This is a genomic window from Chryseobacterium sp. CBTAP 102, assembly GCF_003201365.1.
Taxonomy (GTDB): domain Bacteria; phylum Bacteroidota; class Bacteroidia; order Flavobacteriales; family Weeksellaceae; genus Chryseobacterium; species Chryseobacterium candidae.
The window spans coordinates 87,783-113,522 of sequence record NZ_QICX01000014.1; the positions used below are offsets into that span (position 1 = coordinate 87,783).

A 25,740-nucleotide genomic window follows, 5' to 3' on the forward strand; every position below is an offset into this window, starting at 1 on the left:
AATGTCAATAAATAAGTATAAAGGATATAGTTTAAGGAATCGTGTGTTTTTCGGTTTCCTGCTGGTATGTTTTTTAAGCGTGGTTGCTACATCACTTGTTCCTTACTTTGTATTGAGAAATCATTCTTTACAGCAGAGTAATATCGATATGCAGGATAAAACCAATGCTGTAATGCGATATCTGGACTATGCCGTAAGCCAGAAACTTATAGAAACAAAAGATCTTCCGGAGGTTTTGGGGAATAAAATCTTTGAAATAGCGGATATCAACCAGCATGACATTTTTATTTATGATCTGAAAGGAAACTATTTGCTTTCCAACAAAGATGAAGGATTGGTGGAGCAGAAAACAATTCCTCTGGAAATCGTTAATAAGATCCTCTCTACTGATGCAAGAGTAGATATGGTCAATTATGATGCTGCTAAGGATGCTAAACTTACCTCTTCCTACCTTTTGCTTAAAAACAATGAGCTTGAACCCATCGGAATTGTTTATATCCCTTTATACCATAATGAATCTGCTTATCTTGAGGTTCTTCATCAATATGTAAAATATATTCTTTTAGTCGATATATTCCTTATTCTTTTCAGTATCTGGATCAGTTGGGTGACGTCTAACAGTCTTGCAAAAACCATCACCAAGTTTTCTGATATGATTACCCGTATTACCTTGTTTGAAAACGAAATGCGTCCTATCAGATATTATAAGAATGATGAGCTTAATGCTTTGGCCAGGGCTTATAACAGGATGATTTTACAGATTCAGGACCAGAAAGAAAGACTTAGATTCAAAGCATCGGAAGAAGCTTGGAGAGAAATGGCCAAACAGGTGGCGCATGAGGTGAAAAATCCATTGACGCCAATGAAGCTGACCATTCAGAATTTTGAAAGAAAATTTGATCCTGAAGATCCGAATATCAGAGAAAGAGTAAAGCAAATGAGTAAAACTATTGTGGATCAGATTGATCTTATTGCTACAGTAGCTTCCGCATTCTCAGAATTTGCCAAACTTCCTGAAAAAAATAATGAAGTGATCAATCTGAATACTGAAGTTGAAGATATTCTCCGTGTATTCAATGATGACAGTATTTTCATGCATGCCAACAAGACGAATATTATGATTAATATGGACAGGATTTATCTTTCCAGAATTATCACAAACCTTGTTACCAATGCAAAACAGGCAGAAAGTGACCAGAGAAAACTGATCATCAATGTAGATGTGGAACAGCACCAGAGAAGAGTGATTATCTCTGTTCAGGATAACGGAATCGGGATTCCTGAAAATATGTACGAAAGAATTTTCGAACCGAATTTTACATCTAAAAGCAGTGGGATGGGGCTTGGTTTGTCTATGGTGAGAAAAATGATCGAGGATTATAAAGGTGAGATCTCTGTGAAATCAGAAGTAGGGAAGGGGTCTACATTCATTATTACACTACCTACCAATTTATAGTGAAAGCCTTTACATTTAAACAATTTGAAATTCAGCAGTCTAAAGACGTTTTCCGTGTAGGAACAGACGGAGTTCTGCTTGGAGCTTTGGCTGACATTGAAAATGCTTCCAATGTTTTGGAAGTGGGAACAGGAACCGGATTAATTTCTCTTATGCTGGCACAAAGAAATTCACAGGCATACTTTTTAGGATTGGATATTAATGAAGAAGCAGTAAAACTTACCCAACTCAATTTTGAAAATTCTCCTTTTCATGCCAGGTTGAAAAACGCTCATCAGGATTTTAAAACTTTTGAAACGAAAGACCGGTTTGATCTTATTGTGTCCAATCCTCCGTATTTTGAAGAATCAGGATCTGAAAAAGATAAGATTGCACGTCAGACTGTAGAGCTCAACTTTAGACAGCTAATCAGTAATGCGGCAGAATTATTGTCTGAAAACGGAATCTTTTCTGTAATCATACCGGTGGAAGCAGGAGAGGTTTTTGTTTCAGTAGGTAAAGAAAACAGTCTGCATCTGAACAGAAAAATTAATATCAGGGGAATTGAAAATGCAAAGGCAAAAAGATTGATTCTTGAGTTTTCGTCACATGAAAAAGAAATCAGGGAATCTGATTTTATCATAGAAAAAAGTCCGAGACAATACTCGGACCAATATCTTGAACTCACGAAGGAGTTTCATGTCTTTAAGTAAGGCGGTTGAGAATAATTATTATTCAAATAATTCTGAAGTATCCAATACTGAAACTTTTCCGTCCTCACATCTGATCGCTTCACCCGGGAAGTTCTGAATCATGTGATAATCATGGGTTGCCATTACTACTGCAGCACCATTTTCAAGGGCAACCTGCTTTAATAGCGTCATAATTTCATTGGAAGTTTCAGGATCAAGGTTTCCTGTCGGCTCATCCGCTAAGATAAGATCCGGGTGGTTAAGAAGAGCTCTTGCGATGGCAATACGCTGCTGTTCTCCTCCAGAAAGCTCATGAGGCATTTTGTGCTTCTTACTTTTCATGTTCACGCTTCCTAAAACCTCGTTGATGCGATCTTCCATTTTTACTTTGTCATTCCATCCTGTTGCTTCAAGAACAAACTTCAGGTTTTTTTCAACCGTTCTGTCTGAAAGCAGCTGGAAATCCTGAAATACAATTCCTAGTTTTCTTCTTAAGTTTGGGATATCGGACGGCTTTAGTTTTGCCAGATCAAATCCAACAACAGCTCCGTGTCCTGATGCCAACGGAATGTGTCCGTAAAGCGTTTTCAGAAGGGAACTTTTTCCGGAACCTGTTTTTCCGATAAGGTAGCAGAATCTCCCTTTTTTAATGTTAAGATTTACATCAGAAAGAACAGTGAAGTTTTTTTGCGCAATCTTTGCGTGTTGTAAACTTATAATATTGTCTCCGGAGATATTGGTATGTGGCATAATTTAATTTTAAAGGCTGTTTCTTGTAAAAATATTTCAACTTTTAAAAATAGAAAAAAGATGTTGATTCAGCCTAAATTTTAGTAAATTTTAACAACAAAAAATGCCTGAAAAGGAACTTCTCAAGCATGTTTTGTATATGATAATTAGAAATTATCTCTTAGCGCGTGCAGCACTTACAGTTAATCTCTTTCTGCCTTTAGCTCTTCTCGCAGCCAAAACTCTTCTTCCATTTGGCGTAGACATTCTTTCTCTGAAACCATGTTTGTTTCTTCTCTTTCTTTCTGATGGCTGGAATGTTCTTTTACTCATTACTATATGTTTAAATCGTAATTAATCTATTAATTTTCAGGTTGCAAAGATATATAAATTTTTATAAGTTACAAACTTTAATTATCTTTTTTTAAAATAAAATTTATTGTTTTTCGGTTGGGTATTTACAAACCCTCACGGGAAAACCGTTTTCCGGTGCAAAAATAATATTTAAATGATTTATATAAAAGCTCTATCTTTGAAAACTTTAATTTTAACGAAAAATAAACACCGGATGTTTACACCAACAGAACTTTCAGATATCAATACATTACTTACCCAGGAGAGCAGAATAGTGATTCTTACCCATTATAATCCGGATGGAGATGCTATTGGTTCAAGTTTAGGATTGAAACATTATCTGAAAGCCAAAGGAATTCATGCAGAGGTTATCGTACCTAATGATTTTCCGAAATTTCTGAAATGGATGCCGGAATCTAAAAAAGTTATTATTGCAGAATATAAAAGAAAGCTTGCTGCGGATATGATTGCCGGAGCAGATGTTATTTTCTGCCTGGATTTTAATTCTCCGTCAAGAATCGGATTGTTGGGAGACTGGCTAATAAAAGCTCCCGGAAAGAAAATCCTTATTGATCATCACCAGCAGCCGGAACAATTTGATTTTGTTTATTCCGATACAGTAATTCCTGCCACTTCACAGATGATTTATCATTTTATTGAAGCAATGAATGATGAAAAACTGGTGAACCAGGATATGGCAGAATGTCTTTATACCGGAATAATGACAGATACAGGAGGATTCCGTTTTCGTTCCACCAGTGCTACTACGCACAGAATTATTGCTAATCTTATTGAACACGGCGCAGATCCTGCTATGATTACTTCCAATACATGGGATACCAATACGGTTTCCCGACTGCATTTACTGGCTTTGGTTCTGGGAAGAATAGAAGTGGTGAATGACGGAACAGTAGCCATTTTAAGCCTGACAAGAAATGAACTGAAAGAATTTGGTTTCCAGAAAGGAGATACAGAAGGCTTTGTAAATTATGGTTTGAGTATTGCCGGTGTAAAAATGTCTGCATTCTTTATGGAAGATTTGTACGAAGATTTCGTTAAAATTTCTTTCAGAAGTAAGGATGATGTGGATGTGAACCAATTCTCAAGAAAATATTTCAACGGCGGCGGACACATTAATGCAGCCGGAGGAAAATCTTTAGATTCTTTAGCCGGAACAATAGTAAACTTTAAAGAAAAGGTAAAAGAAGATGCCTTATAGAAGCGCAAAAAGAATAAATTGTGAGAAGGTAAATAGGTTTTAAATCCTTTTTATCTCAAAACTCCTACATCTTTTTCCGGAATCCTTTTTCTTCCAATTCCTGGCAGGTATAATCGTAAACCTGTTGAAATATTTCATCCATATATCTTTTGTTGAAAAGACTGTATTTCGTCATTTTGGGAGGATCTAAAAATATATTACAGTATTTCGCTTTAGAATACACAGACTTTGCAATGGCTAAGTGAAGGATTCTGTCAAATTCCTTCATCAGGCTCATTTTGTTTAATTCATCATAGCTGATGGAATTAACATGAGAAGCAATCAGGAAATTACATTTATCCAGGATAGGTTCAATAGGAAGATTATCAAGAACGCCGCCATCCACATAAATTTTCTCTCCAATTCTTACCGGAGGAAGAATGAATGGGACACTGGAAGATGCCAGTAATGGCCCAAAAAGTTCTCCTTCAGAAAAGAAATCTACGATGCCATGAGTCATTTCTGTTGCAGCTACATACATAGGAATTTTTAAAATGCTGAAATTGTCTTCCGGAAAATAATCTTTGAACAGTTTTAAAATAAAATTAGAGCTGAAAATTCCGTTTTTTGACAATTTTAAGGATGATCTGGAGAAAAAAGAAGTCTGTTTTACAATTTCCATCATTTCGTCCGGCGTTTTTCCAAAAGAATAAAAAGCGCCAATGATAGAGCCTGCACTTGTTCCTGAGATTATGTGCGGTTTCAGATGATATTCTTCCAGGGCTTTCAGAACAGCAATGTGAGCAATCCCACGCATTCCTCCGCCTGAAAGTGTAAGCCCGATAACCGGTGGTGCCGGTGGTTTCTTTTTTTTGAATGAAAATAAAGCCATTACCAAAATTATCCTCTACTAATATACAGGATTTTTTGTTATGCACGGTTTAATTTGTCAGGTAACCTGTTTTATAAAACCAGTTTTTTTGGAAGATTGTGAAGAAGTTCTGTGTTGATGATTTCTGCACAGATACCGGGTTTTTCCCAATGTCCGTTATGTCCGCAGTCCAGAATGTAAGACTTGATATTTGTTCTGTCCGGAAGATGTTTGATCATCATATCTGTTTTTACGGCATTGTCGTGCTTGCCTGCCAGTACTAATATTTTAGCTTCCAGATTTTCCAGTACATGTTTTTTGTCGGTTCTTTCCACCATGCCTTTTACACAGGCAAGTGCTCCCATATTGTTGGTGGAAAGGGCGGTTTCAAGAGCAATTTCAATTTTCCCTTCCAGAATATCTCTTTCATTGGGATTAAATAAATTAGGAACTCCGGCTCTTGCATAATGGGCAAATGCATCTTTAATGATTCTATAGCTTTTAATACGCTGCTGCTTTTTCTCTTCATCATCCGCAAAGTAAGTAGAGAAAAATAAAGTGAGACTTTTTAAAGAGCCGGGATATTTTTCTGCAAAAGCAAGTGACGTATATCCTCCCATAGAATGCCCCAGAAGATGCACTTTTTCTACATGCTGATGATCCAGAACTTTTTTTACTTCTTCAGCCATTAATTCCATGGTATGAACTTCAGCTAAAATTTCAGACTGACCGTGTCCGGGAAGATCAATTTTGAGTAATGAAAAATCTTTGGAAAGATGAGATTCCATATCACTCCAGATGGATAGATTTTCCATAAACCCGTGAAGAAGTACCAAAGTTTCTTTTCCGTTTCCTTTTCTTTCAAAGTTCAGCATGATTCCAAAATTTAGAAGGTTAAAAATAATACAGCAGGTGAGATGCTGCCGATCCGTTTCTCCTTTCAAATTTAATCAAAAAAAGAGCATTTAAAAAAATGCCCTTGTCTTTTATTGAACTAATTCCTTGTAAATCTTTGTTTCCCAGGGCTTAATGTCTGTTACCCCATATCTTTCCTTTTTAGAAATAGCAAGGTTGTCCAGCATATCTACAAAATTTTTGTAACTGGCTTCATCTGTCGGCTTTACAATAACTGTGAATTTGTTAGGAGCCGGAGCTTTCTTATAGGCATCGGCAATAATCTTTGAAATTTTGATTCCACTGAAATCGGTTTCCTTAAGGTTTTCTGTATTCAGATCTTTCTGATTACTCTGATGATAAAATACCCGGTTGTCTTTCCCAAGGATAAATGTAATCTGGTTTTGATCCCCAATTACGGGAATATCCGTAGGATGAGGATTTGGATCTTTTGCTGGTAACCCTAAATCCATTACGTTAGGTTTTGTAAAATTAGTTGTGAACATAAAGAAAGTGATCAATAAGAATCCCAGATCTACCATAGGAGTCATGTCTACCCGGATCATTTTTTTCTTTTGTTTGCTGCCCTGTTTCTCTTGTGCAATTACTTCTGCCATGATTAAAATTTTTGAATGTTAGACTATAATTTTTTTAAAGAATTCATACAAAACATATGCCTTGATTATTGATAAATCTATAAATTCATGAATCTATTGATAGTTTTGTAATTTATTTTAAACATTTCTGTTTCTTTTAATACATTTTTTATAATCGGTTAATCATGGTGGTGTTTTTTTAAGTTTTTTTATCTGCGGGACATATAGTAAATATGTATGGAATAAGCTCAAGATCCAATAAAAAAACTCACACGATAAAGTGCGAGTTTTAAATGATATGTGAATAATTTATTTATTCTTTTTATAGAAATTCACTCCGCATTCAAGGAATTTTTTGAAGTCCTCTTTAGGCATATATCCTGAAACAGGTGTATTGATTACTTTTCCGTCCGGAGTTATTAAAACATAGTGAGGCTGAGAGTTATTGTTAAAGTTAACCTGCTGGAATAAACTCCATCTGTCCCCAATTGTTTTTACCTTTTTGATCTGACCGTCTCCAAGATCGATTTTTGTTTTTTGATCTTCAGGAAGCTCTTCTTTGTCATCCACATACAGAGATGCTAATACAACATCATTCTGTAGGATTGGCAAGATGTCCGGTTCGCTCCATACAAATTCCTCCATTTTTCTACAGTTTTCACATCCGTATCCTGTAAAGTCGATCAGGATTGGCTTGTCTTCTTTTTTAGCCAGTTCTATTGCTTTGAAGAAGTCGTGTTCCGGATGCATTCCTAAAATTCCGTCTTTTTCATCATGGAAATAACTTACATTCAGTGGAGGCAAAATTCCGCTTAATAACTGAAGTTTAGGACGCTCAGACGGAATTAAACCTTGAATAAGGTAAATCACAAAACCAATACCCAATACCCCTAATATCTTTCTTGTGACAGAAATTTTAGGTTTTTTATCATCATGCGGGAATCTGATGAATCCTAGTAAATATAATGCTAACCCTAATGCAATAATGATCCAGATGGCAATAAAAAGCTCTCTTTTTAAGAAAAATGTTTTGGAGACAAGATCTGCTTTAGACAAGAATTTTAAAGCCAAAGCCAATTCTACAAATCCTAAAACAACTTTTACCGTATTCATCCATCCTCCGGATTTCGGAAGACTTTGTAATGCCTGCGGGAATAACGCCAGCAATCCAAAAATAATCGCCCATGCCAGCCCGAATCCTGCCAAAGCAAAGGTCAGCAGCATAGGAACATTGGATGAACCTGTGACAGCGCTTCCTAATAAACTTCCTAAAATAGGTCCTGTACATGAGAAAGAAACAATCACCAGCGTTAATGCCATGAAGAAAATACCGATAATTCCTCCTGCCTCTTCTGCCTTCGAAGATTTGTTGGCAATTGAACTTGGCAGTGTGATATCATAATACCCGAAGAAACTTCCGGCAAAGAAGATGAATATGATAAAGAACGCAATGTTCAGCCATACGCTTGTAGAAATTTCGTTGAAGATATTTCCGGCAATACCATCAATAATGTGGAAAGGAATACTTAGTAAAACAAAGATCAGAAGAATGAAAAACCCATAGATCAGCGCATCTCTTTTTCCTTTTGCTTTGTTTTTATTTCCTTTGGTAAAGAAAGAAACCGTTAGTGGAATCATCGGGAAAACGCATGGCGTAAGCAAAGCAATTAATCCTCCGATAAATCCTAAGAATAAATACGTCCAGTAATTTTCATCCACTTTAGTAGAAGCAGTCCCACAATCTGTTAATGGTTTTTTGAAATCGATGGTTGCAATTTTCAGCTGCTTTGGATCCAGTTTTGATGTCTCTGTAATCGTAGCTTCTGTTTTTGCAGGATTTTCAGTAACGGTCTCGGAAACTTTCACAGAATCTTTTACAGGGGCTGCTGTTTCCTCGGTTGAAACCACTTCCGTTGCCCCTTTTGGGGTAACTTTTTGATTGAATTCTAATGTGTTGGGAGCAAGACAGACTCTGTCATCACAAGTCTGATAGGTAATCTCAGAAGTGACATCTGCAGGCTTGGTAGGATCTTTTAATTTAAATTTCTGCTTAAATCCAGCCGAATTGGAGTAGAAAACAATGGTACCTCCAAATGCTTCGGAAAATTCTTCATGTTTTTTACCCACTTCGGAAAATTTTCCGATCAATTCAATATTCTTTCCTGTAACTTTATATTCTGTCGGAATTCCGGTATCTTCCGGTAAATCTTTAGAGTAAATATGCCATCCGCTTTCCATGGTAGCATTCAATACCGCTTCGTATTGATTGTTTCCCAGATCGTTGATGGTGAATTTAAACTTTACAGGATTCTTGATCTGTGCAGAAAAACTAAGAGTAATAAAAAAGAAAAAGAGAAACGAAAGTTTATGAATCGAAGAGAGTCTCATATTTTTATTTTAGGTAAATACTGTTATACAAAAGTAATTGTTTTTTATAGATTAATCAATTAGTGAAACTTTTCTCAGCTTTTTTTCTATTTTCAAATTGTTTTTTAGAGCCATAAGCCCTTCTATTACATCTAAGTGAGGGAAACCTGTTTCATGATTTTTTCTGCTGATTTCTGCCATTATTTTCCAATGTCTTGCAATTTCTTTCCATGCAAAAAATAAAGAGTGCTTCGGGTCGTACATATGCGTAGGCTCACTTTTAGCACCATTTATTTCTATGATTTTAAAATTTTCCCCTTCCTGCAAAAAAATTGGATTTTCATACATTACATCTAATCTTCCGAAATAAAAACCATTCACTTTGGTGCAGATTTCATTTATTTTTTTCTCTAACTTTTCCGTAACCTCGGTTGAAATATCAATAAATTTGGCTCCTCTGGTGTGGCTTCCGAACGGAATCAGCATAATCTCTTCATTTTCGGGAAGAATTTTCTGCATCTCGCTGCCCATTTTTTGTTCTATGGCTTTGATCTGAAAGGCACTTCTGGGGTTTCCCATCACCAGTTCTCTCAAGGTATTTTTGCCATTTCCTTTTACAGAAAGAAATTCTTTTTTCACCATTCCTGTAATTTTTCCTTTGCTCTCGTTAGGAAATCTGTGATAAAAAATGCCAACCTCATTTTGATAATTTATTTTTTCCTGAATCAAAAAATCATAATTATTGTTTTTTTGATAATTATTTAATTCATTTAAATCTTCAAGCTGTGTAACCCCTAAACCTTTCAAACCAATATTGGGCTTTACAATAATGGGAAATTCTATTTTTTTTAATTGTAACTCAGATATAATTTCCTGAAATGAGATCTCTGAAGATACTAAAATAGTTTTCGGAATCCAATCTTTGGGAATCAAATCATAGATTTCTTTTTTGCTTTCCATAGCCATACCTCCATATTTTATAGAAGGATTAGCCCCATGGAAGAACAAGAGCGTTCTTGCTTTCCATGCACAGTAAAGCCATACTGGAAAAAGCGGCAGATAAATGGAAAATGTGGACCAGTATTCCCAATGTACAATTTTATGAAGTTGATGTTTGAGTTTCATTTTTAAGGAGAATTTTTTCAGGTTTTGAAAGTGGGTTGAGCCGGTCATAATGCTTCATTGTAATTTCTTCGGAAATTACAACCTGTGTCGTACTGATGGTTTGTATCGTATTTTGCCTTTTTATGGTAATTCCGTTTTCCAGATCATTGGTTTTCTGATGATGAAAACTCCAGATTGTTTCTTCTGAAATTGTTTCTTTCCGCAGAAATTCCTGAAAAATCTGTTTTCTTTCTTCTCTTGCAGTTTCATCATACAAAGTAGCGGAAGACCAAATATAAGGACGGTTAATGTTTAACCATTTAAAATGTTTTTCCGAGCCGTCCCAACGAAATTCTGCCAATTGATTTTTCTGTACAATAACCAGTGTAAAAGGTTCAATATTTAACAACTGAATCAGTTGTAAGGCACTGGTTATATTTTCTTGTGCTATTAAATCTAGAACAATGAGGCCTCTGCTTTTCCTGTATTCTGTTTCTCTTTGATGATTTTCAAAAGCGCCGTTTAGTAAAACGATAGCATTTCCGCTTTCTGAAACCACAAACCAGGTTCCGTTTTTGGCGGTATCTTTCGGATAAAAAAGACCTTTTTCCTGATGGATTTTCTGGGCAGCACGATTGGGCTTTTCGTCCCTGTTAGAGGTCAGTACGATTTTGTCTTTATGTGGAAAATAGGTTACGGTACACATTTAGGTTAGATTTTGAGTTTCTCTGTATTGAATGGTAGAAGGCGCAATTCCGAAATTTTTATGGAGTAAATGACTCATTTTAATCTCTTTAAAAGCTACCTTTATCAATGCCTGATGATGAATGCAGTGCTCTATGTTGTACAGCAGTTCCCGATAAAAATTGGTGGGAATTTCTACAGAAATATTTCCTGCAATTTGCTTCAAAGTCAAATTTTTATTCGGCAGATCGATGGCAGAAAGTATTTCAGTAATTACTTTCATTGCCTTTTCCGGGTTTTCTTCTAATTCCAGATTTCTTTGTCTTCCATCATAATTAATTTGACTCATATGGTAAGAGTTCAGTAAAATTTCAAGAAACTCAATAATATGCCTCGTATGACCACCAATGGTAGAATCGTCTAAAGATGGGATTTTATGAGTATATATTTCAGTAGAAATTTTTTGCAAAAGCTCTTGTTGCCCGGTAAGAATCTCGCGTAAGATGGCATAAACCGACTCGTCTCTGTTCATACTTTATTTTTTTTTAATTTAAGTAAAAGAATCACACAAAAGACAAAAACGATGAGAGCAAGATAAAATAATTTTCCGCCATCATTATTGGTTGCAATTCCTAAAATAAAAATGTGTGATGCTATAGCTCCTATCATTGTGAAGAATCCTAAAACGGCTCCCCAAAAAGTGGTTTTTGGATTCAGAATTAATATTGCTGTAATAAGTTCTAAAATTCCGGAAAAAATCCTTCCGTACGGTTCTGCATGTAGTTTTGAAAAAATAGCAACCGAATCAGGATGAGCAGTAAATTTGAAAAATAGAGTCTGGAGTAGAATGATGGCGGGAATTAACCGTAATGCCCAATTGATATAGTTTTTCATAATGATGTGATTATGGTTTCTGAAGTAAAGCGTAAGAAAATAAATGATTATACTGTTGGCAATGAACGACTGCGTATTTATAGTCGTCAAAATTCACTGAACCAGTAAAAGTATAGATTTGTCCACCGTTTACAGATTTCAGTTTTCCTAAAGAAATAAATTGTGAAGGTTGCTGTTCTTTACTTACATAGACATACAGATCCGGCCCGTTGCTTATGGTGAAATTGTTATTAAAAACCAGGGTCTGAATTCCGTCTTTTTCATAGATTTCCGCTTTTCCGTTCACGTTATTTCCGTAAGGACCCTGCATAAAATCTCCTGAATATTTTAGCATGGCATTTTCCGGTACCATTTCCATTAAATCTTCTGTTGATGTGTTTTCCCTGATGCAGGAAGCCAAAATAAAGGCTGTAAAGAATGCCATAATAATTGTTTTCATAATTCCTGATGTTTTTTGTTGTAAAGTTTCCAATTAAAGGAATCAGAATTTTATTCTGTATTCTACATTAGCAATAAAACTTCTTGTCAATCCGTCGGGTCTGGATTTTCTTACAAGAAAAGGAACGCCTACGTTGAGCTGAATACTGTTTCTCCTGTTGATCTCGTAGTCCAGATAAGCATTTCCGTTTAATGTAAGACCTTCTGAATTGTTAATCTCTTGTTCTACATTGTTCTGGTTAGTAAAACGATCGTTTTTCAGGTGATAAATCGGCAAGATACTTGGTGTAAGTCTTATTTTTGAATTAATCATTAAAGGATAAGAAACCCTGAGCAAAATATCACCGCTTCTTTTAAATTTGTTGGTAGATAAAAATCCTCTCAATGCTGAACTTGCTGGGTATTGTGATGCCAAAAACTGATTGTCATTTTGTGTTAAAGGCTGCTGAAGAGCGGCAACCAGCTGGAGTTTTTTTATTTCGTAGCCAACGCCTACAATTAAATCAAACGTTCCTAAGCTGGATTGATAATCCATTGGCAAAGGCAGATTTTCTCTGGAGTTTCCTGCATCTGACAAAGGAATTTTTGCACCCAAAGTAAATTTCAGGTTTTTATTTGCCTGATAATTTGCATTCAGGAAAATATCAGAAAGTCCAAAAGTGGAAACATCATTGCCATTTTGTGCCAAAGTAGTAAGTTTTGCATCCACACCCAATTTTTTGTTGATTTGTCTGTTGTATTCAATATAATTTCCAAAAACAGAAATAGAATTGTCTGCTTTTCCAAAGAAAATCCCGGTTTTAATCTGATTGTGATACGCTTTTATACTGTCGTTATTATTTGGCTGGAGGCTGTTAACTGTACAGAATCCGGCATCACTGCATCCTTGAGCAGATAAGTAATTGCTTTGCAGAAGCAGTAAAAGCGCTGTTCCTAATAAAGTTTTAAATATTTTCATAGCGTTTTTTTAAGATAAATTGTTTATTTTTCTGTCAGTTTTTTCCAGTTTTGGTCTGCATTTTTTTTCAGTGTTGTTTCATTTTTATTCCAGGAATTCAGCGTATTGTTGAAAAATTTATTGTAGAATAAATGGGTTTTATGGTCAATTATTTTAAAAGTTGTAGGGTTAATTTCTACTTTTTCGCCATAATCTCCCAGTGCAAAAGCGCACCAACCACCATAAACAGGTTCGTATCTGGCAGGATCTTTTTTCAGGAGCTCTCTGTTTTTTTCCGAAGAGGTGTAATAAATTGCCCCGTTTACATTAACCGCAAATTCCTTTTTTCCTTTTATGGCCTTTTTCTGTTCAATGTAAGAAACAGGATCATATCCCTGAATTGCCAGTTTATTTTCTAAATTCCGGTGTTCGGTTTTTTGTGAAAATGCTGTAAATGAAAACAAAAAAGACAGTATGATGATGATATTTTTCATATTAAAGTTGTTTTAAAATGTCCTCTAAAGAAGCTCTCTCTTTGTAGTTGGGATTAAAATGCCTCCAGACAATTTTCTGATTTTCATCTAAAATGTAGGTAGCAGAAACAGGCAGTCTTCCGGATTCATCAGAACGGCTCTTCCTGAAATCGTCTCCCAAATGTTTTTCGTAGAAGTCAAGAGTTTTTTTCTCAGGCGTGTAAAGCACATCAAAAAGTTCAGCGATTCTGTAGTTTTCATCATATAAAACAGAATATGCGGTTTTGGTTTTGCTTACAGTTTTTTCTATAAATTCCGGTTTTTCAGGGGAAATGATGACCAGCCTTACATTTTTGGATTCTAATTCAGGTGCGATATTTTGAAGACTTTCCACATACTTATTGCAGTATGGGCACCATTGTCCGCGAATGAAAACCAAAATGGTTTTCTTTTTTCCCTGAGACAAAGAAAATGTTTTTTCAAATTGATCTTTTGCCGTAAAATCAGGAATGGATTCGCCCACTATTTTACCTTTCACTTCACTTAATGTGTGGGTTTTCTTTGTTGTATTTCTTTTTTCTAAGACCGATTGTCCTACATTTAAAAATTGTGCAGCATTGTAATATCCATATTCATACTGCACCAATTCGCCGTTGTGATCTAAGAAAAGAAAGGAAGGATAATTCACAATTTTGAATTTTTTGGCAAGTTCTGTTCCTTCTTTTTCGGCATCAATGTAAAGGCTGATGAAGTTTTTGTTGAAAAACTCTCCCAATTCTGGATTCGGAAACGTATTCTTTTTCATCAGTTTGCACGGACCGCACCAGGTGGTGTACAAATCAATAAAGATGAGTTTATTTTGCTGTTTTGCCAGTATTTTGGCCTCTTCTACATTTTTAGCCTGAAAGCTGATTCCTTTTGTGCTTTGCGCATTAAATGAAATTGAGACTAAAAATAAAAATGTATAGATAATTTTTGTGAACATAAGATAAAGTATTTATTAAGAAGTTCCCCAAAACAAAAAAAATCACCCAATGAAAAGGTGATTTTTTTTAAATTTTATTTAAAGTATTGATAATCAGTTTTAATTATTATCGTCTTTTTTTATTTTACGGATCTGCTCTACACATTTGTGCTTTTGGTTTTGGGCATTATGCTTGCTGGAATACTTGTATTTTTTCTGAATTTCTTCTATATTTTTGTTCTTCATAAAAATATCCTGGATGAGGTTTTGGCAGTGTGATGAGATTTTATTGATATAATCGTTGAGTTTATCCCAATAATCTCTTTCATTTTCTATAGCCTGGTTGATTTCTTCTTTGTTTTCAAAATAATAGCTTTCATGCATTTCCACAAAAAAATTTCGGTTGCGCAGCTTTTTCAGCCAAAGGTTTTTAGAAATTCCGGTTACATAATTAGCAAGACAGGTGTAGGCTTTGAAATCGTCATCATACAATTTCTCATACAAAATAATCAAGGCATCCTGAAAAACATCTTCTGCATCTTCCAGATTCCCTTTGTTGGCAAGAACAAATTTTCGGGTGTAGCCAAAATATTTTTGATACAGAATACCAAAGGCAACGTTGTTGTCTTTCTGGAAATCTTCAATTGCTAAAGTGTTTGTTGCTCTTCTGTTCATGTAATCGTCAGAACTTTTTTTGTGTCTTTTGTTGCTATAAATCTTCTATCCTGTCTGAAAGGAATAATTCCCAAAACGGAATTTTCACGGTCTGTTAAGATCCAGATTTTTTGCCTTACTAAAATAGATAATTTTTCGTCCCTGAAAAATTTAGAAACTTTCTTCTTCCCTGAAAACGCTGTTGGATAAAATTCATCCCCATCCTGTTGTTTTCTCAAAAGAAGAGGGAACTGAAGCTTTTCGGCATCGAAATCCCATTCAAATTCTTTATTGATTCCGGAAATGCTTTCAATATGATCTACAAGATCGAGGATCATCTGGTTTTTGGAAAAATCAAAGTGTTCTATCAGTAGTATTTCTTCCGGAATTGCCTTTTTTTCGCTTTTATCAATAAAAATGAGCTCATCCCGGTTAACAATCAACTGATATTCCTTTGAAAAAAAAGAACTGTTATTTTCGGCTTTAAAAATTTTCGGAATTTCTTCCTCCTGATTGAATCCGTATTTCTTTAAAATTTCAAATTTTACAAAATCACTTTCACTATCCAGTTTTTCCTTTGATAGGATTTTATAGTTTTGGTTAAATACCGTGAGACGATTTTCTATTTCCTGGATCTGTTGTTGTACAAAATCTTTGGTTTGATTCAGATATAAAGAACTCTTTCTGAAGTTTTCCAGAAAGTGGTTGTTGGTTTCCATCAGCATCGGTACAATCTCATTTCTGATCTTATTCCTCAGATAATCATTCTTCTTATTGGAAAGGTCTTCCCGGAATTCAATAGTATGCTGCTCGGCAAACTGATAAATATCTTTTTTGGAAAATTGTAAAAAAGGTCTCAGAATATCATTATCATTTGATGGGATTCCGCTCAATCCATTGATTCCCGAAGCTTTGGATAAATTGATGATGAAAGTTTCCAGCTGATCATTAAGATGATGGGCTGTAACAAGAAATTCCAGTTTTTCTTTTTTCCTGATTTTGTTAAAAAAGCGGTACCGAAGTTCTCTTGCCCAAAGCTGGATTGAATTGTCAGGCTTCTGATCTTTTTCCGAAACTTCATACAGATGAAATTTTATATGATTTTTCTCACAAAAATCCTGCACTGTTTTCTGGTCCAGATCCGAATCATTTCCCCGAAGTTTATAATTGATATGAGCAACCTGAAACTGAAACAACGGATCTTGATTTTCAAGCGCTAAATCCCTGAATAAAGAGGCCAGAACCATAGAATCTGCCCCTCCGCTTACTGCTAAAAGATAGGTGTGATTTCCCGGCTCGTGAACGAGATTTTTTAATTGATTTGTAAAGGTTAATTTATTCAACATAGATGTTGAGAATTTCTTTTATGCAAAGATAACCGATATAATTCAATTGAATTTTCCTAACTTTGAGTAGTCTAAAAATGATTATTTATGAAGATTTTAAAAATTTTAGCAGTTTCTGCAATGGCGCTGGGGATGACATCTTGTGTCAGCAAAAAGCAGTATGATGCTTTGAGCACAAACTATAAGCAGTGTATTGAAAATATCGGAGAAAGACAGAGAGAAATTCAGGATTTGAAATCTCAGAACTCGGCATTGACAGGGGAAAACAACTTATTGAAAAGTCAGCATGATGCTTTAAAATCATCACTTGATGCATGTCTGTCCAATACTGGAAAAAGTTCTGCAAACATTGATAAACTGGTAGGGGAAATCAATGCTTCCAATTCCTATATCAAGCAATTGATCTCCAGTAATGCTAAGAACGACAGTCTGAACCTTGCACTGTCTAATAAACTGAAGAGATCTTTGGATAATGTATCAGATGAGGATGTACAGGTGAAAGTATTGAAAGGAGTTGTAATGATCTCTCTTTCAGATAAAATGTTATACAAAACCGGAGATTACAATATCTTACCTGCAGCTCAGGAAGTGTTAGGAAAAGTAGCAAAAGTAATCAACGATTACGATAAATACTCAGTATTAATTGAAGGTAATACGGATAATGCTCCGCTGAATTCTCCAAATCTTCCGAGAGACAACTGGGATCTTTCTGCATTAAGAGGGACTTCTGTAGCTAAAGTTCTTCAGACTCAGTTTGGTGTAGATCCGGCGAGAATTACAGCTGGCGGGCGTTCTGAATACAACCCGAAAGCGACTAATATGAGCGTTTCAGGAAGATCAGAAAACAGAAGAACAGAAATCATCATCATGCCTAAACTTGATGAGTTTATGAAACTGATGGATATCGCTCCTAAGAAATAATGATTAAACCCTATATCATCAAAAATCCCGAAGCAATTCGGGATTTTTTTATGAATCAATTTGATTGGGAAGATATTGCGCCGATATTGTTTTCTTTGTGGAGAAGACTTTTTTATTAGCGGTTTGTTCAAAGTAAAAATTCGTGATATTCCAGATGATCATAATTGCTGAGAAGTAATATAGATTGAGAACGAGAGCAATTCCTATGTGCATGGAAATCGTTAGGTAAAGCCATGTTTTCTGTGTCGGTTTGTACCAGATAAAAAATGGGTAGCACATCTCGATAATAATCGTACTCCATCCGATAAAGCTTAAAATATAAGAATGTTCTGCCAGCCAGCTGAAATCAATATTCAGATCTCTGTTGGAGTAGGGCAGATGGATCGCTTTCCAGATAGATTCGCCGTTCCACCAGTTGAAACCTAAAGCTTTGTCGAGTCCTGAAAAGAAATAAGCAATAGAAATATGAATCTGAAATAATCTTTTGACCGGAGTGAAATTGCTATCTACAGGATTTTTGCGGAAAATAAAATTTCTCAGTGAAAAATGCTGATCAGCAGGGAAAAGAATCAGATAGAATAAAGACATACTCGTAAAAAAGTCTGCGCCATAGGCAAAGAAAGAACTTCCCTTAAGCAATGCAATCTGCAGGATAAGTAAAAGAAAGGCAGCAATTCTGGAATAAAATCCAGTAATAATAAAAGTACACAATGTGATAAATGAGACTTTGGTCATCAGAATCGTTGTGCTTTCTTCAATTCCGCAGCTTTGTAAGAAACTTACAATTTTTGAGAAAGTAATCATCCAGTCGGGAGTAAAAACACCCATAATATCCTGTGGAATAATACTGCTGCTTGAAAATAACTGATCAAAATCCGGCATCACTGCCATAAACTGTAATAGAATAACCGTTCCTATGGCAACACGGAAGAAACCCAGGAATTCCGTCTGGTTGTCCTGTTTGAAAAAGAAATTTTCAATACGGGTATAGAATGCATTCAGATTTTTCATCACTTTAATGTTTAAATTCGTCAATAAGAATTAAATTTTCATTCGTTTTTCCCTTTTTGAAATCAGTAATTGAAGGGTAATCATACAGATAAAGTTTTGTGGTAACGCTGACCGCTTTTGAATTCTCTGTCATCACATGTTTAGCGATCTGTCTGATAATAATATCCAGATACTGATAATATTTTTTGTCGTATATATTTTTACTTGAAATTTTATCTAGAAACATATTGAAGACAGTAGTAAATCTTACTCTGCTTTCCTTGTTTTTAAAATATGGAAGTGTCTTTTGTTCCAGAATTTTTCCATTCTTGTCTTGTAATTCAAAACTCATTACAAAATCACTGGCAACATTGGGGGCATAGAAGCCATATCCTGTATCAAAACCTGTATATGAAGTAAATATATTGACAGGCTTTAACTGGGCAATATTTTCTGACATTGCATAAACCAAAGGCTTGTCATACTTTTTGTTTTCATAGTAGAAACCGTAATAGCCATCAAATGTTCCTTTCAGACCAATAGTGAAGACTATTAGAAGAATAATGAAAATCCCGGATAGCTGTAGCTTTCTTTTCATGGCATGAAAATTTTAAAAGGCTGTCTTAAGACTAAAAACAGCCTTTGAGTTTATTTGTAATTCACCAATACATTATTCAGTTTTACATTGATTCTGGGATCAATAGCTGTATTAACTTTGTAAGATTTTATAATCACATTGGTAAGATTCCTTCTTCCCATCGTGGGCGGGCAGATGGTATATTCTTCTGCACCTTTAATAGTCAATCTGCTTAAAGAGGCGATATCTTTCTGGCTTAGTAAAGCTGCATTGGTCGCAACCTGGTTATTTTGAATCGCATAATAATCTGTTCCAAGCTCTTTAGCACCATATTTTTTCAGGATGCCCTCTACTTTTGCTCTCAGATCACCATATTTTTTCCAGTCGATATTAGCTTTCATTAAACATCCGCGGATTATATACTGCCTGTTGATTTTGTATACAATGAAATTGGTGCCCAAACTGTTCTGATGAATTTTCTGAAGGCTTAATAAATTTTTCATGTCTTCATCCGAAATTTTTTTGACCTCTTTAAGGAGGTAATTGTTGTCTACAATGTAATTGCCTTTTTCTTTATAAAAAGACATTTCCTGAGGTTTTAGCTGGGAAAATATCATAACAAGTCCCACTATTGCTCCAATTAATAATAAAGTCTTTGTTTTCATGCTGCTGTTTTTAAAATATCCCTACTCTTTTTAGGATTTTCGGGTTCCTCCTTGTTTTGAATGTTTCATGGTTGGAAAACTTATCTCAAAGGTAGAGGCATATGGGCACTTAAATACAGGTGTTTTTCCTGTTTTTTATGAGGGTTTTGACTTTTCAGGAAGGAATTTTAGTGAGAATTTCTGAAGAGTACTAGCTGCTCATGAATATTTGAAGCCGGTTTGGCAGGCTTATAAAGATGAGTTCTGATAAAAGACTTGTAGAATGAACTTAGTAAGTTCTGTTGAATGGATGTTGGGATGATGGAAATAAAATTCCACAGTTTAAAACAAAAATAAATCCCGAAGGTGGCCGGGATCTATTCTTAATCAAATTAATTCTTCCTTTTTCAGGAGCGAAATAATTCGTTGCAAAAATGAAGTGGATATTTCTGTCTTACTTTTTGCTGCAGAAGCATCAGTTCTACTTTTCAGTACAACTTTTTTGTGATTCTCATGGTTAGTTTGTGTCTCTCCTGCAATCATCTTGTTTTCTCTTAGTGTTTTTACCCCTTATTTTTATTACAAACTTATAACTAATACAACAAAAATAACATCCGTGTTTTCACGGTATTTTATATGGGGTTTTCACTGATGTGGAATTTTTAATACATTTTATAAATAATTTATTAATGTATAATGGGTTGATTAATAAAAGAATATGTATATTTAAATCTCTGTATTAGGAAATAATAAAAGAGGTATCCGAAAATCTAAAGAGTAGGAAATTAATACTAAACTAAAATCATTATGAAAAATTTAAAAAAGATCTCAAGAGAAGCTATGAAAAATGTACAAGGTGCTGTCCTGGACTGCAATCCTCAGATAATCTGTCAAAGAACCACTGACTGCTGCCCGGGATGGGTTTGTGCTTCAATAGGACAATATTGTGTAGCCTTATAATAACTTTTTAAAGTGACGATAGATGCATGTAAGAGGGATTCATTTCTCTCTTTTTTTGTATCTTCTTCCTGAATTAAAAAAGTAGCTTTAAAATCCTTAAATTTGTTTAAATTAAAATGGTATGAGTTTTTTTGAAGAAAAGAATCCTGAAATGGACAGATATTTGGAGGCGCACGCTTCTTCGGAATCCGAAATTCTGAAAAAGCTGAGAAGAGAGACTTATCAGAAAACCACACAGCCCCATATGATTTCCGGATATCAGCAGGGAAGACTGCTGACAATTATTTCCCAGATGCTGCAGCCGAAAAATATTCTCGAAATAGGAACATTTACCGGATATGCTACTTTATGTCTTGCATCAGGATTGGCAAAAGATGGAAAAATTACCACATTGGATGTGAATGAGGATCTTGCCTATCTTCCTGAAAAATATTTTGAATCCAGCGAATATGCCGGTCAGATCGATTTTAAACTTCAGGACGCCAAGGAATATTTAAAAGAAACAGATGAGTTTTTTGATCTGATTTTTGTAGATGCCGATAAGGAAAATTATGCCGAATATTTCAGATTGATTAAACCTCATACAAAATCAGGAACAGTGATTTTATTTGATAATGTATTGTGGTATGGAAAAGTGCTGGAAGAAAATCCAAAGCTGAAATCTACTCAGTCTATCCAGGAATTAAATGATTTGGCAGCAAAAGACGAAGATTTTGAAAATCTTATTTTACCTTTGCGTGATGGAGTCAACTTTCTTCGCAGAAAGTAACTGAAATATTCAAGGATTAAACATTTAAAGAGATATACATTGTATTGTAACCTTTAAATTATTCAATCTTTAAATTGAAAATTAATGAATAAAGGAGTTTGTATTGTTACAGTAGCGCCGGTTCGTGCAGAAAATTCTGACAGAGCTGAAATTGTTACGGAAATATTGTTTGGGGAAAGTGCAGATATTTTGGAAGTAAATAAAAACTGGACCAAAATAAAAATGCATTATGATGGCTATGAAGGATGGATGGATACCAAGCAGCTGAAACCTGTGACAGACGAAGAGCTGGCCAAAAGAAAAGTGACTGTCGTAACCGAAGATTTTTCTTCTGTACTCATGAACGATGGGAAAACTTTACTTTCTATGGGATCAGAAGTAGAGTTTCCGGTGGTTGCTTCCAGAAGAAGTCATGATGTGCGTGAAAGTATTGCATTGACAGCAAAAGAGTTCCTGAACGTACCTTATCTGTGGGGAGGGAAAAGCTTTTTTGCAGTAGACTGCTCCGGATTTACCCAATTGGTTTATAAAATTCACAACATAAAAATACCCAGAGATGCGTCACAGCAGGCTGAGGTAGGAGAACCGCTTACTTTCGTAGAAGAAACACAGCCTGGAGATCTTGCATTCTTTGAAAATGCAGAAGGAAAAATTATCCATGTAGGAATTATGCTGGAGAATCAAAAGATCATCCATGCTTCAGGAAAAGTGAGAATAGACACGCTGGATTCTACGGGGATTTTCAATAAAGAGATGAATAAGCATACTCACAAATTGAGAGTGTTGAAAAGTGTAATTTAATCATCATTCAATCTCATCTGGAATGGAAAATATTCTTTATATAATTTTTGATATTTTAAATTTTGGATGGGTCGCTTTCTTATGGGTATTTACTCTGAAGAACTATAACACTTTGCCAGAGAGAATTCCCGTCCATTTTGATATGGAAGGAAAAGCGGATGGATTTGGTGGGAAAATATATGCCTTTCTGATCCCTGTAATTGCTCTGGGATTGTATGCTGTATTCACTTATGGAACAAGACATCCCGAAGACACAAATTTTCCTGTAGAAATTACAGATCAAAACATGACTACTCAGTTTTTAATTATGAAAACCGGACTGAGAATTCTTTTTGTTCTGCTGGCAGTGGTTTTTCTGAATCTTCAGGACTATATGTTCAGATATGCGGTTGATGATAAAGCTAAACCCAGAATTTCATTGGCAACTCTATTTTTATCAGTTATTTTATTTACTCCTGCATTACTCTTTATCGCTCATCTATTTAAATGATACATTCTAAAAATAATTCAGAACATTATACGTGGGGAAACCAATGTGACAGCTGGATTCTTAAAAACACGCAAAACTTATCCATAAAGCAGGAGAAAATGCCCGCGGGAATTTCAGAGAAACTTCATTATCATAAAGTGGCAGAACAGTTTTTCTATATTCTGAAAGGAGAAGCGGTATTGTATATTCGTGGAGAAAAATTTCTGGTTGGGCAGGGAAAATCTATATCTGTTGAGCCGGGATCGAAGCATTTTATCTCCAATGAATCGACTGAAGAAATCGAATTTTTAGTCATATCTAGCCCTTGTACAGATCATGACAGAATTGAAATTAAAGAATAAGTAAAATGGCTTTTTTATACAATATATTGATCAGTCTCCTTACCCTTGGAATGAAGATATTCGCATTGGTTAATAATAAAACTAAAAAAGGCGTTGAAGGAAGAAGGAAGTCTTTGGATAAAGTAAAATCTGTATTTTCAAAAACGGATAAAGTCATCTGGATGCATGCGGCAAGTCTGGGTGAATATGAGCAGGGATTACCTGTATTAGAGAAGCTTAAAGAAAGTTTTCCTCAGTACAAAATATTGGTAACCTTCTTTTCCCCGTCAGGATATGAAAATGTGGTTAAGAAGAAACACATTGCTGACGTTATCTGTTATTTGCCTTTCGATAATAAAAAGACTGTAAAAGAATTTACAGATCAGTTTAATGCTGAACTATTTTTTACGGTTAAATATGATTATTGGTACAACCTCCTTGCAGAATTAAAGAATAAAGGGACAAAAGTCTATGTGATCTCAGCATTGTTTTACGAAAGACAGTCTTTCTTTACTTCCTACGGAAAATGGTTTGTAAAACAGCTTCAGAAAAATGTAGATTGGTTTTTCCACCAGACTCAGTTTTCATTGGCTTTGGCGAAAAGTGTTGGATTAACGAAGTCTTCCGTAACAGGTGATACCAGGTTTGACAGGGTAAAACAGCTCCGCAAAAGAAATAATCATGTAGATTATATTACAGAATTTATCGGAGGGAATAAAGCTGTTGTTTTCGGAAGTTCGTGGCAGGCGGAAGAGAAAATAGCAGAAGTGGTTTCGCGTAAAAATAATACGGTAAAACTTATAATAGCACCTCATGATCTGAAAAGAGTAGAGCATCTGAAAAATATATTCCCGGATGCTTTACTGTACAGCGAAATACAAAATACTCACATATCAGCTTTCAATACTCAGATTCTGATCATAGACAGTATTGGTTTATTATCGAAGCTTTATTCTTATGCAGATGTAGCTGTTGTAGGAGGTGGGTTTCATGAGGCGGGACTTCATAATATTCTGGAAGCTGCTGCTTTTGGTGTTCCCGTGATTTTTGGGAATCATTATAAAAAGAATCCGGAAGCTGATGACCTGATCTCTGCTAATGGTGGAAAATCTTTCTCGGATGAGTATGCTGCCTCAGAATTTGTGTTATTTCTCGCCAATGACGATAATAAGGAAGAGCTGTTCGCAATGTCTGAAAATGCCGGGAAATTTGTAGATGAAAAACCAGACTCTACCAAAATGATTCTTCAGAAAATTCTATCTTAAGAATCCCTGGCTTTTAATGTCTTTCATGATCTGATCAATGTTATCAGGAATCCTGTCACATTCAAACCAGTTGAAGTCAAGACCATTGTTGATACAGAGCTTTTGGAGATAATGATTTTCTAAAATTTTATCCAGAGTATCACGAAGATATTCATCAATTTCTATCCAGTAATCCTCATCCAGCTTCTTAACAAGGGTCAACGATTTAAATATTTTATTGATAATGTAAATATAAAGTTTGTAGACATTGTCAAACCTTTGTCTGCTGAGGTCACTGTTGTTTTCCAATACCTTGTTAACGAGAAAAAGATTCAGAGAAATCTCTCCGAATTTATCGGTGGTAACTTTTGTGTGTTCTGTGATTTCAGCACTTATTTTTCGTACAGCAGACAGAAAATATTGGGCATTTCCCACATATTTTGAAGCCAGAAGAACCTGTTCTTTTATATGTTCTTCCATGGCATTTCTTTTATCATCGGTAGTTTCGGGATCTATCAGTTCAAAGTAGAGCTTTTTGGACAATAATTTATCCTTTCTCAGAAGTCTGAAAATAAGTTTATCCTTCTCTGCTCCGGAAAAAGCACTCAGAGCAGCTTTAAACTCTTTAGAATATTCCATTAATTAAAAATTTTCGAGTACTTCAGGAATCCGTTGAGTGCCCAGTTAGCGGTATAATACAATGATTTTACTGTTGAGAATCCCATGAAGTCTTTATAGACAAGATACTGATCTTTGATGATATTTTTCTTATTTCTGGAAACACTGTTTTCACGCATTCTGTATTTTGCCATTGTCTTTTTTACAGGAATCCCTTCCGGTATTACTTTTAAAAGATTCAGCCACATCACATGGTCTTCACGCTTACTTTTTACAGGGAACATAAATTTCCCGGCTCTTTTAGTATCATACATCGTAGAAACCGGTGCAAGACGGCATGTTTTCAGCAGATTGGAGAACGTAACTGTCTTTTCCGCCAGAAAATCTTTCAGAATAGGCTCAAGCTGTTCATTACATCTTGAATAATTACAATAAACAAGTTCTGCTTTATGCTTCTGCATATAATCCGTCATCGTTTCCAGATACTCAGGATACCAATAATCGTCAGAATCCAGAAAAGCAATATATCTTCCCTGTGCTCTTTCCAGACTTTTGTTTCTTGCATTTCCTGCACCTCCGTTTTTCTCCAGTACCAATAGTTTTATTCTGGGATCATTATATTTTCTGATGATCTCAACAGTATTGTCTTGAGAAAGATCATCTGTAATCAGCCATTCCCAGTTTTCATAGGTTTGGTTAAGAACAGACTGTATGGTTTCCTCGATAAATTCCGCTGAATTGTAGCAAGGAGTAATAATAGAGACAAGATTTTTCAT

31 protein-coding genes are annotated in these 25,740 nt (G+C 35.2%); 10 read left to right on the forward strand and 21 right to left on the reverse strand.

From position 1 onward, the window contains the following. Window position 1: 1 nt before the first annotated feature. Both C8D70_RS17300 and C8D70_RS17305 read left to right on the forward strand, forming a co-directional pair. A complete protein-coding gene (locus C8D70_RS17300) occupies window positions 2-1,456 on the forward strand; it encodes a sensor histidine kinase (RefSeq protein ID WP_076594901.1) in 1,455 nt (484 codons plus the stop codon). After that, complete coding sequence (locus C8D70_RS17305) at window positions 1,456-2,148, forward strand: tRNA1(Val) (adenine(37)-N6)-methyltransferase (RefSeq protein WP_110368137.1); 693 nt, start codon at window positions 1,456-1,458, stop codon at window positions 2,146-2,148. Before C8D70_RS17300 ends, C8D70_RS17305 begins: the two co-directional genes overlap by 1 nt. Before the next feature lie 18 nt (window positions 2,149-2,166). Here C8D70_RS17305 and C8D70_RS17310 read toward each other — a convergent pair whose 3' ends face one another. After that, window positions 2,167-2,877, reverse strand: a complete 711-nt coding sequence (locus C8D70_RS17310) for a cell division ATP-binding protein FtsE (RefSeq protein WP_076594903.1) — start codon at window positions 2,875-2,877, stop codon at window positions 2,167-2,169. Window positions 2,878-3,030: 153 nt separating this feature from the next. Beyond that, a complete protein-coding gene (gene rpmH / locus C8D70_RS17315; RefSeq protein ID WP_002976260.1) occupies window positions 3,031-3,189 on the reverse strand; it encodes a 50S ribosomal protein L34 in 159 nt (52 codons plus the stop codon). A 235-nt stretch (window positions 3,190-3,424) separates the two neighbouring features. On the opposite strand from rpmH, the gene C8D70_RS17320 reads away from it, so the two are divergent. Continuing rightward, on the forward strand, window positions 3,425-4,429 hold the full coding sequence (locus C8D70_RS17320) for a DHH family phosphoesterase (protein ID WP_076594904.1): 1,005 nt from the start codon (window positions 3,425-3,427) through the stop codon (window positions 4,427-4,429). 64 nt (window positions 4,430-4,493) lie between these two features. Here C8D70_RS17320 and C8D70_RS17325 read toward each other — a convergent pair whose 3' ends face one another. The 14 genes from C8D70_RS17325 to tilS form a co-directional block, all read right to left on the reverse strand. Further along, on the reverse strand, window positions 4,494-5,300 hold the full coding sequence (locus C8D70_RS17325; RefSeq protein WP_076594905.1) for a patatin-like phospholipase family protein: 807 nt from the start codon (window positions 5,298-5,300) through the stop codon (window positions 4,494-4,496). Between the two features lie 71 nt (window positions 5,301-5,371). After that, window positions 5,372-6,154, reverse strand: a complete 783-nt coding sequence (locus C8D70_RS17330) for an alpha/beta fold hydrolase (protein WP_110368138.1) — start codon at window positions 6,152-6,154, stop codon at window positions 5,372-5,374. A 111-nt stretch (window positions 6,155-6,265) separates the two neighbouring features. Then, window positions 6,266-6,790: a biopolymer transporter ExbD gene (locus C8D70_RS17335; protein WP_076594906.1), complete on the reverse strand. Its 525-nt coding sequence runs from the start codon at window positions 6,788-6,790 to the stop codon at window positions 6,266-6,268. Between the two features lie 288 nt (window positions 6,791-7,078). Then, on the reverse strand, window positions 7,079-9,157 hold the full coding sequence (locus C8D70_RS17340; RefSeq protein WP_110368139.1) for a protein-disulfide reductase DsbD family protein: 2,079 nt from the start codon (window positions 9,155-9,157) through the stop codon (window positions 7,079-7,081). 51 nt (window positions 9,158-9,208) lie between these two features. Then, complete coding sequence (locus tag C8D70_RS17345; RefSeq protein ID WP_110368140.1) at window positions 9,209-10,261, reverse strand: D-alanine--D-alanine ligase; 1,053 nt, start codon at window positions 10,259-10,261, stop codon at window positions 9,209-9,211. Further along, complete coding sequence (locus C8D70_RS17350) at window positions 10,236-10,946, reverse strand: NRDE family protein (protein ID WP_110368141.1); 711 nt, start codon at window positions 10,944-10,946, stop codon at window positions 10,236-10,238. The genes C8D70_RS17345 and C8D70_RS17350 overlap by 26 nt, the downstream gene beginning before the upstream one ends. Beyond that, window positions 10,947-11,456: a hypothetical protein gene (locus C8D70_RS17355; protein ID WP_076594910.1), complete on the reverse strand. Its 510-nt coding sequence runs from the start codon at window positions 11,454-11,456 to the stop codon at window positions 10,947-10,949. Continuing rightward, window positions 11,453-11,818, reverse strand: a complete 366-nt coding sequence (locus tag C8D70_RS17360) for a DoxX family protein (protein WP_076594911.1) — start codon at window positions 11,816-11,818, stop codon at window positions 11,453-11,455. Before C8D70_RS17360 ends, C8D70_RS17355 begins: the two co-directional genes overlap by 4 nt. Window positions 11,819-11,828: 10 nt before the next feature. Then, a complete protein-coding gene (locus C8D70_RS17365; RefSeq protein WP_076594912.1) occupies window positions 11,829-12,257 on the reverse strand; it encodes a DM13 domain-containing protein in 429 nt (142 codons plus the stop codon). Between the two features lie 42 nt (window positions 12,258-12,299). After that, window positions 12,300-13,214, reverse strand: coding sequence for a hypothetical protein (locus C8D70_RS17370; protein ID WP_110368142.1), 915 nt, complete (start codon window positions 13,212-13,214; stop codon window positions 12,300-12,302). A gap of 23 nt (window positions 13,215-13,237) precedes the next feature. Next, window positions 13,238-13,687, reverse strand: coding sequence for a YHS domain-containing (seleno)protein (locus C8D70_RS17375; RefSeq protein ID WP_076594914.1), 450 nt, complete (start codon window positions 13,685-13,687; stop codon window positions 13,238-13,240). Between the two features lies 1 nt (window position 13,688). After that, window positions 13,689-14,651: a redoxin domain-containing protein gene (locus C8D70_RS17380; RefSeq protein ID WP_110368143.1), complete on the reverse strand. Its 963-nt coding sequence runs from the start codon at window positions 14,649-14,651 to the stop codon at window positions 13,689-13,691. Window positions 14,652-14,750: 99 nt separating this feature from the next. After that, window positions 14,751-15,305, reverse strand: coding sequence for an RNA polymerase sigma factor (locus C8D70_RS17385; protein WP_110368144.1), 555 nt, complete (start codon window positions 15,303-15,305; stop codon window positions 14,751-14,753). After that, entirely contained in the window at window positions 15,302-16,630 is a 1,329-nt protein-coding gene (tilS, locus tag C8D70_RS17390; protein WP_110368145.1) for a tRNA lysidine(34) synthetase TilS, read from the reverse strand. Before tilS ends, C8D70_RS17385 begins: the two co-directional genes overlap by 4 nt. Window positions 16,631-16,717: 87 nt before the next feature. Between tilS and C8D70_RS17395 the strand changes: the two genes are divergently transcribed. After that, window positions 16,718-17,551 carry an OmpA family protein gene (locus tag C8D70_RS17395; RefSeq protein ID WP_076594917.1) on the forward strand — a complete coding sequence of 278 codons (834 nt, stop codon included), beginning with the start codon at window positions 16,718-16,720 and terminating at the stop codon, window positions 17,549-17,551. 48 nt (window positions 17,552-17,599) lie between these two features. Here C8D70_RS17395 and C8D70_RS17400 read toward each other — a convergent pair whose 3' ends face one another. Genes C8D70_RS17400 through C8D70_RS17410 form a run of 3 tightly spaced genes read right to left on the reverse strand, consistent with a single transcriptional unit; the run spans window position 17,600 to window position 19,783 of the window. Further along, window positions 17,600-18,562, reverse strand: a complete 963-nt coding sequence (locus tag C8D70_RS17400) for an HTTM domain-containing protein (RefSeq protein ID WP_110368146.1) — start codon at window positions 18,560-18,562, stop codon at window positions 17,600-17,602. A gap of 4 nt (window positions 18,563-18,566) precedes the next feature. Further along, window positions 18,567-19,139: a hypothetical protein gene (locus C8D70_RS17405; RefSeq protein WP_110368147.1), complete on the reverse strand. Its 573-nt coding sequence runs from the start codon at window positions 19,137-19,139 to the stop codon at window positions 18,567-18,569. A 50-nt stretch (window positions 19,140-19,189) separates the two neighbouring features. Continuing rightward, window positions 19,190-19,783, reverse strand: a complete 594-nt coding sequence (locus C8D70_RS17410; RefSeq protein ID WP_110368148.1) for a hypothetical protein — start codon at window positions 19,781-19,783, stop codon at window positions 19,190-19,192. Between the two features lie 786 nt (window positions 19,784-20,569). Here C8D70_RS17410 and C8D70_RS17415 point away from each other — a divergent pair. The 6 genes from C8D70_RS17415 to C8D70_RS17440 all read left to right on the forward strand — a co-directional run bounded on the left by C8D70_RS17415 (window position 20,570) and on the right by C8D70_RS17440 (window position 24,367). After that, window positions 20,570-20,722, forward strand: coding sequence for a CCPGW family putative bacteriocin (locus C8D70_RS17415; protein ID WP_110368149.1), 153 nt, complete (start codon window positions 20,570-20,572; stop codon window positions 20,720-20,722). A 121-nt stretch (window positions 20,723-20,843) separates the two neighbouring features. Further along, window positions 20,844-21,491 (forward strand): O-methyltransferase, encoded by a 648-nt coding sequence (locus C8D70_RS17420; RefSeq protein WP_110368150.1) that lies wholly within the window; start codon window positions 20,844-20,846, stop codon window positions 21,489-21,491. Between the two features lie 84 nt (window positions 21,492-21,575). Beyond that, window positions 21,576-22,292 (forward strand): C40 family peptidase, encoded by a 717-nt coding sequence (locus C8D70_RS17425; protein WP_076594922.1) that lies wholly within the window; start codon window positions 21,576-21,578, stop codon window positions 22,290-22,292. A gap of 22 nt (window positions 22,293-22,314) precedes the next feature. Beyond that, the gene (locus tag C8D70_RS17430; RefSeq protein WP_110368151.1) at window positions 22,315-22,782 is read left to right on the forward strand and encodes a DUF1648 domain-containing protein; all 468 of its coding nucleotides are present in this window, start codon (window positions 22,315-22,317) and stop codon (window positions 22,780-22,782) included. Next, window positions 22,779-23,123, forward strand: a complete 345-nt coding sequence (locus tag C8D70_RS17435) for a cupin domain-containing protein (protein WP_110368152.1) — start codon at window positions 22,779-22,781, stop codon at window positions 23,121-23,123. The genes C8D70_RS17430 and C8D70_RS17435 overlap by 4 nt, the downstream gene beginning before the upstream one ends. Window positions 23,124-23,128: 5 nt before the next feature. Beyond that, window positions 23,129-24,367, forward strand: coding sequence for a 3-deoxy-D-manno-octulosonic acid transferase (locus C8D70_RS17440; RefSeq protein WP_110368153.1), 1,239 nt, complete (start codon window positions 23,129-23,131; stop codon window positions 24,365-24,367). On the opposite strand, the gene C8D70_RS17445 is transcribed toward C8D70_RS17440, so the two are convergent. After that, window positions 24,359-24,985 carry a deoxyuridine 5'-triphosphate nucleotidohydrolase gene (locus C8D70_RS17445; RefSeq protein WP_076594926.1) on the reverse strand — a complete coding sequence of 209 codons (627 nt, stop codon included), beginning with the start codon at window positions 24,983-24,985 and terminating at the stop codon, window positions 24,359-24,361. The genes C8D70_RS17440 and C8D70_RS17445 overlap by 9 nt on opposite strands. Then, window positions 24,985-25,740, reverse strand: a complete 756-nt coding sequence (locus C8D70_RS17450; protein WP_076594927.1) for a glycosyltransferase family 2 protein — start codon at window positions 25,738-25,740, stop codon at window positions 24,985-24,987. The genes C8D70_RS17445 and C8D70_RS17450 overlap by 1 nt, the downstream gene beginning before the upstream one ends.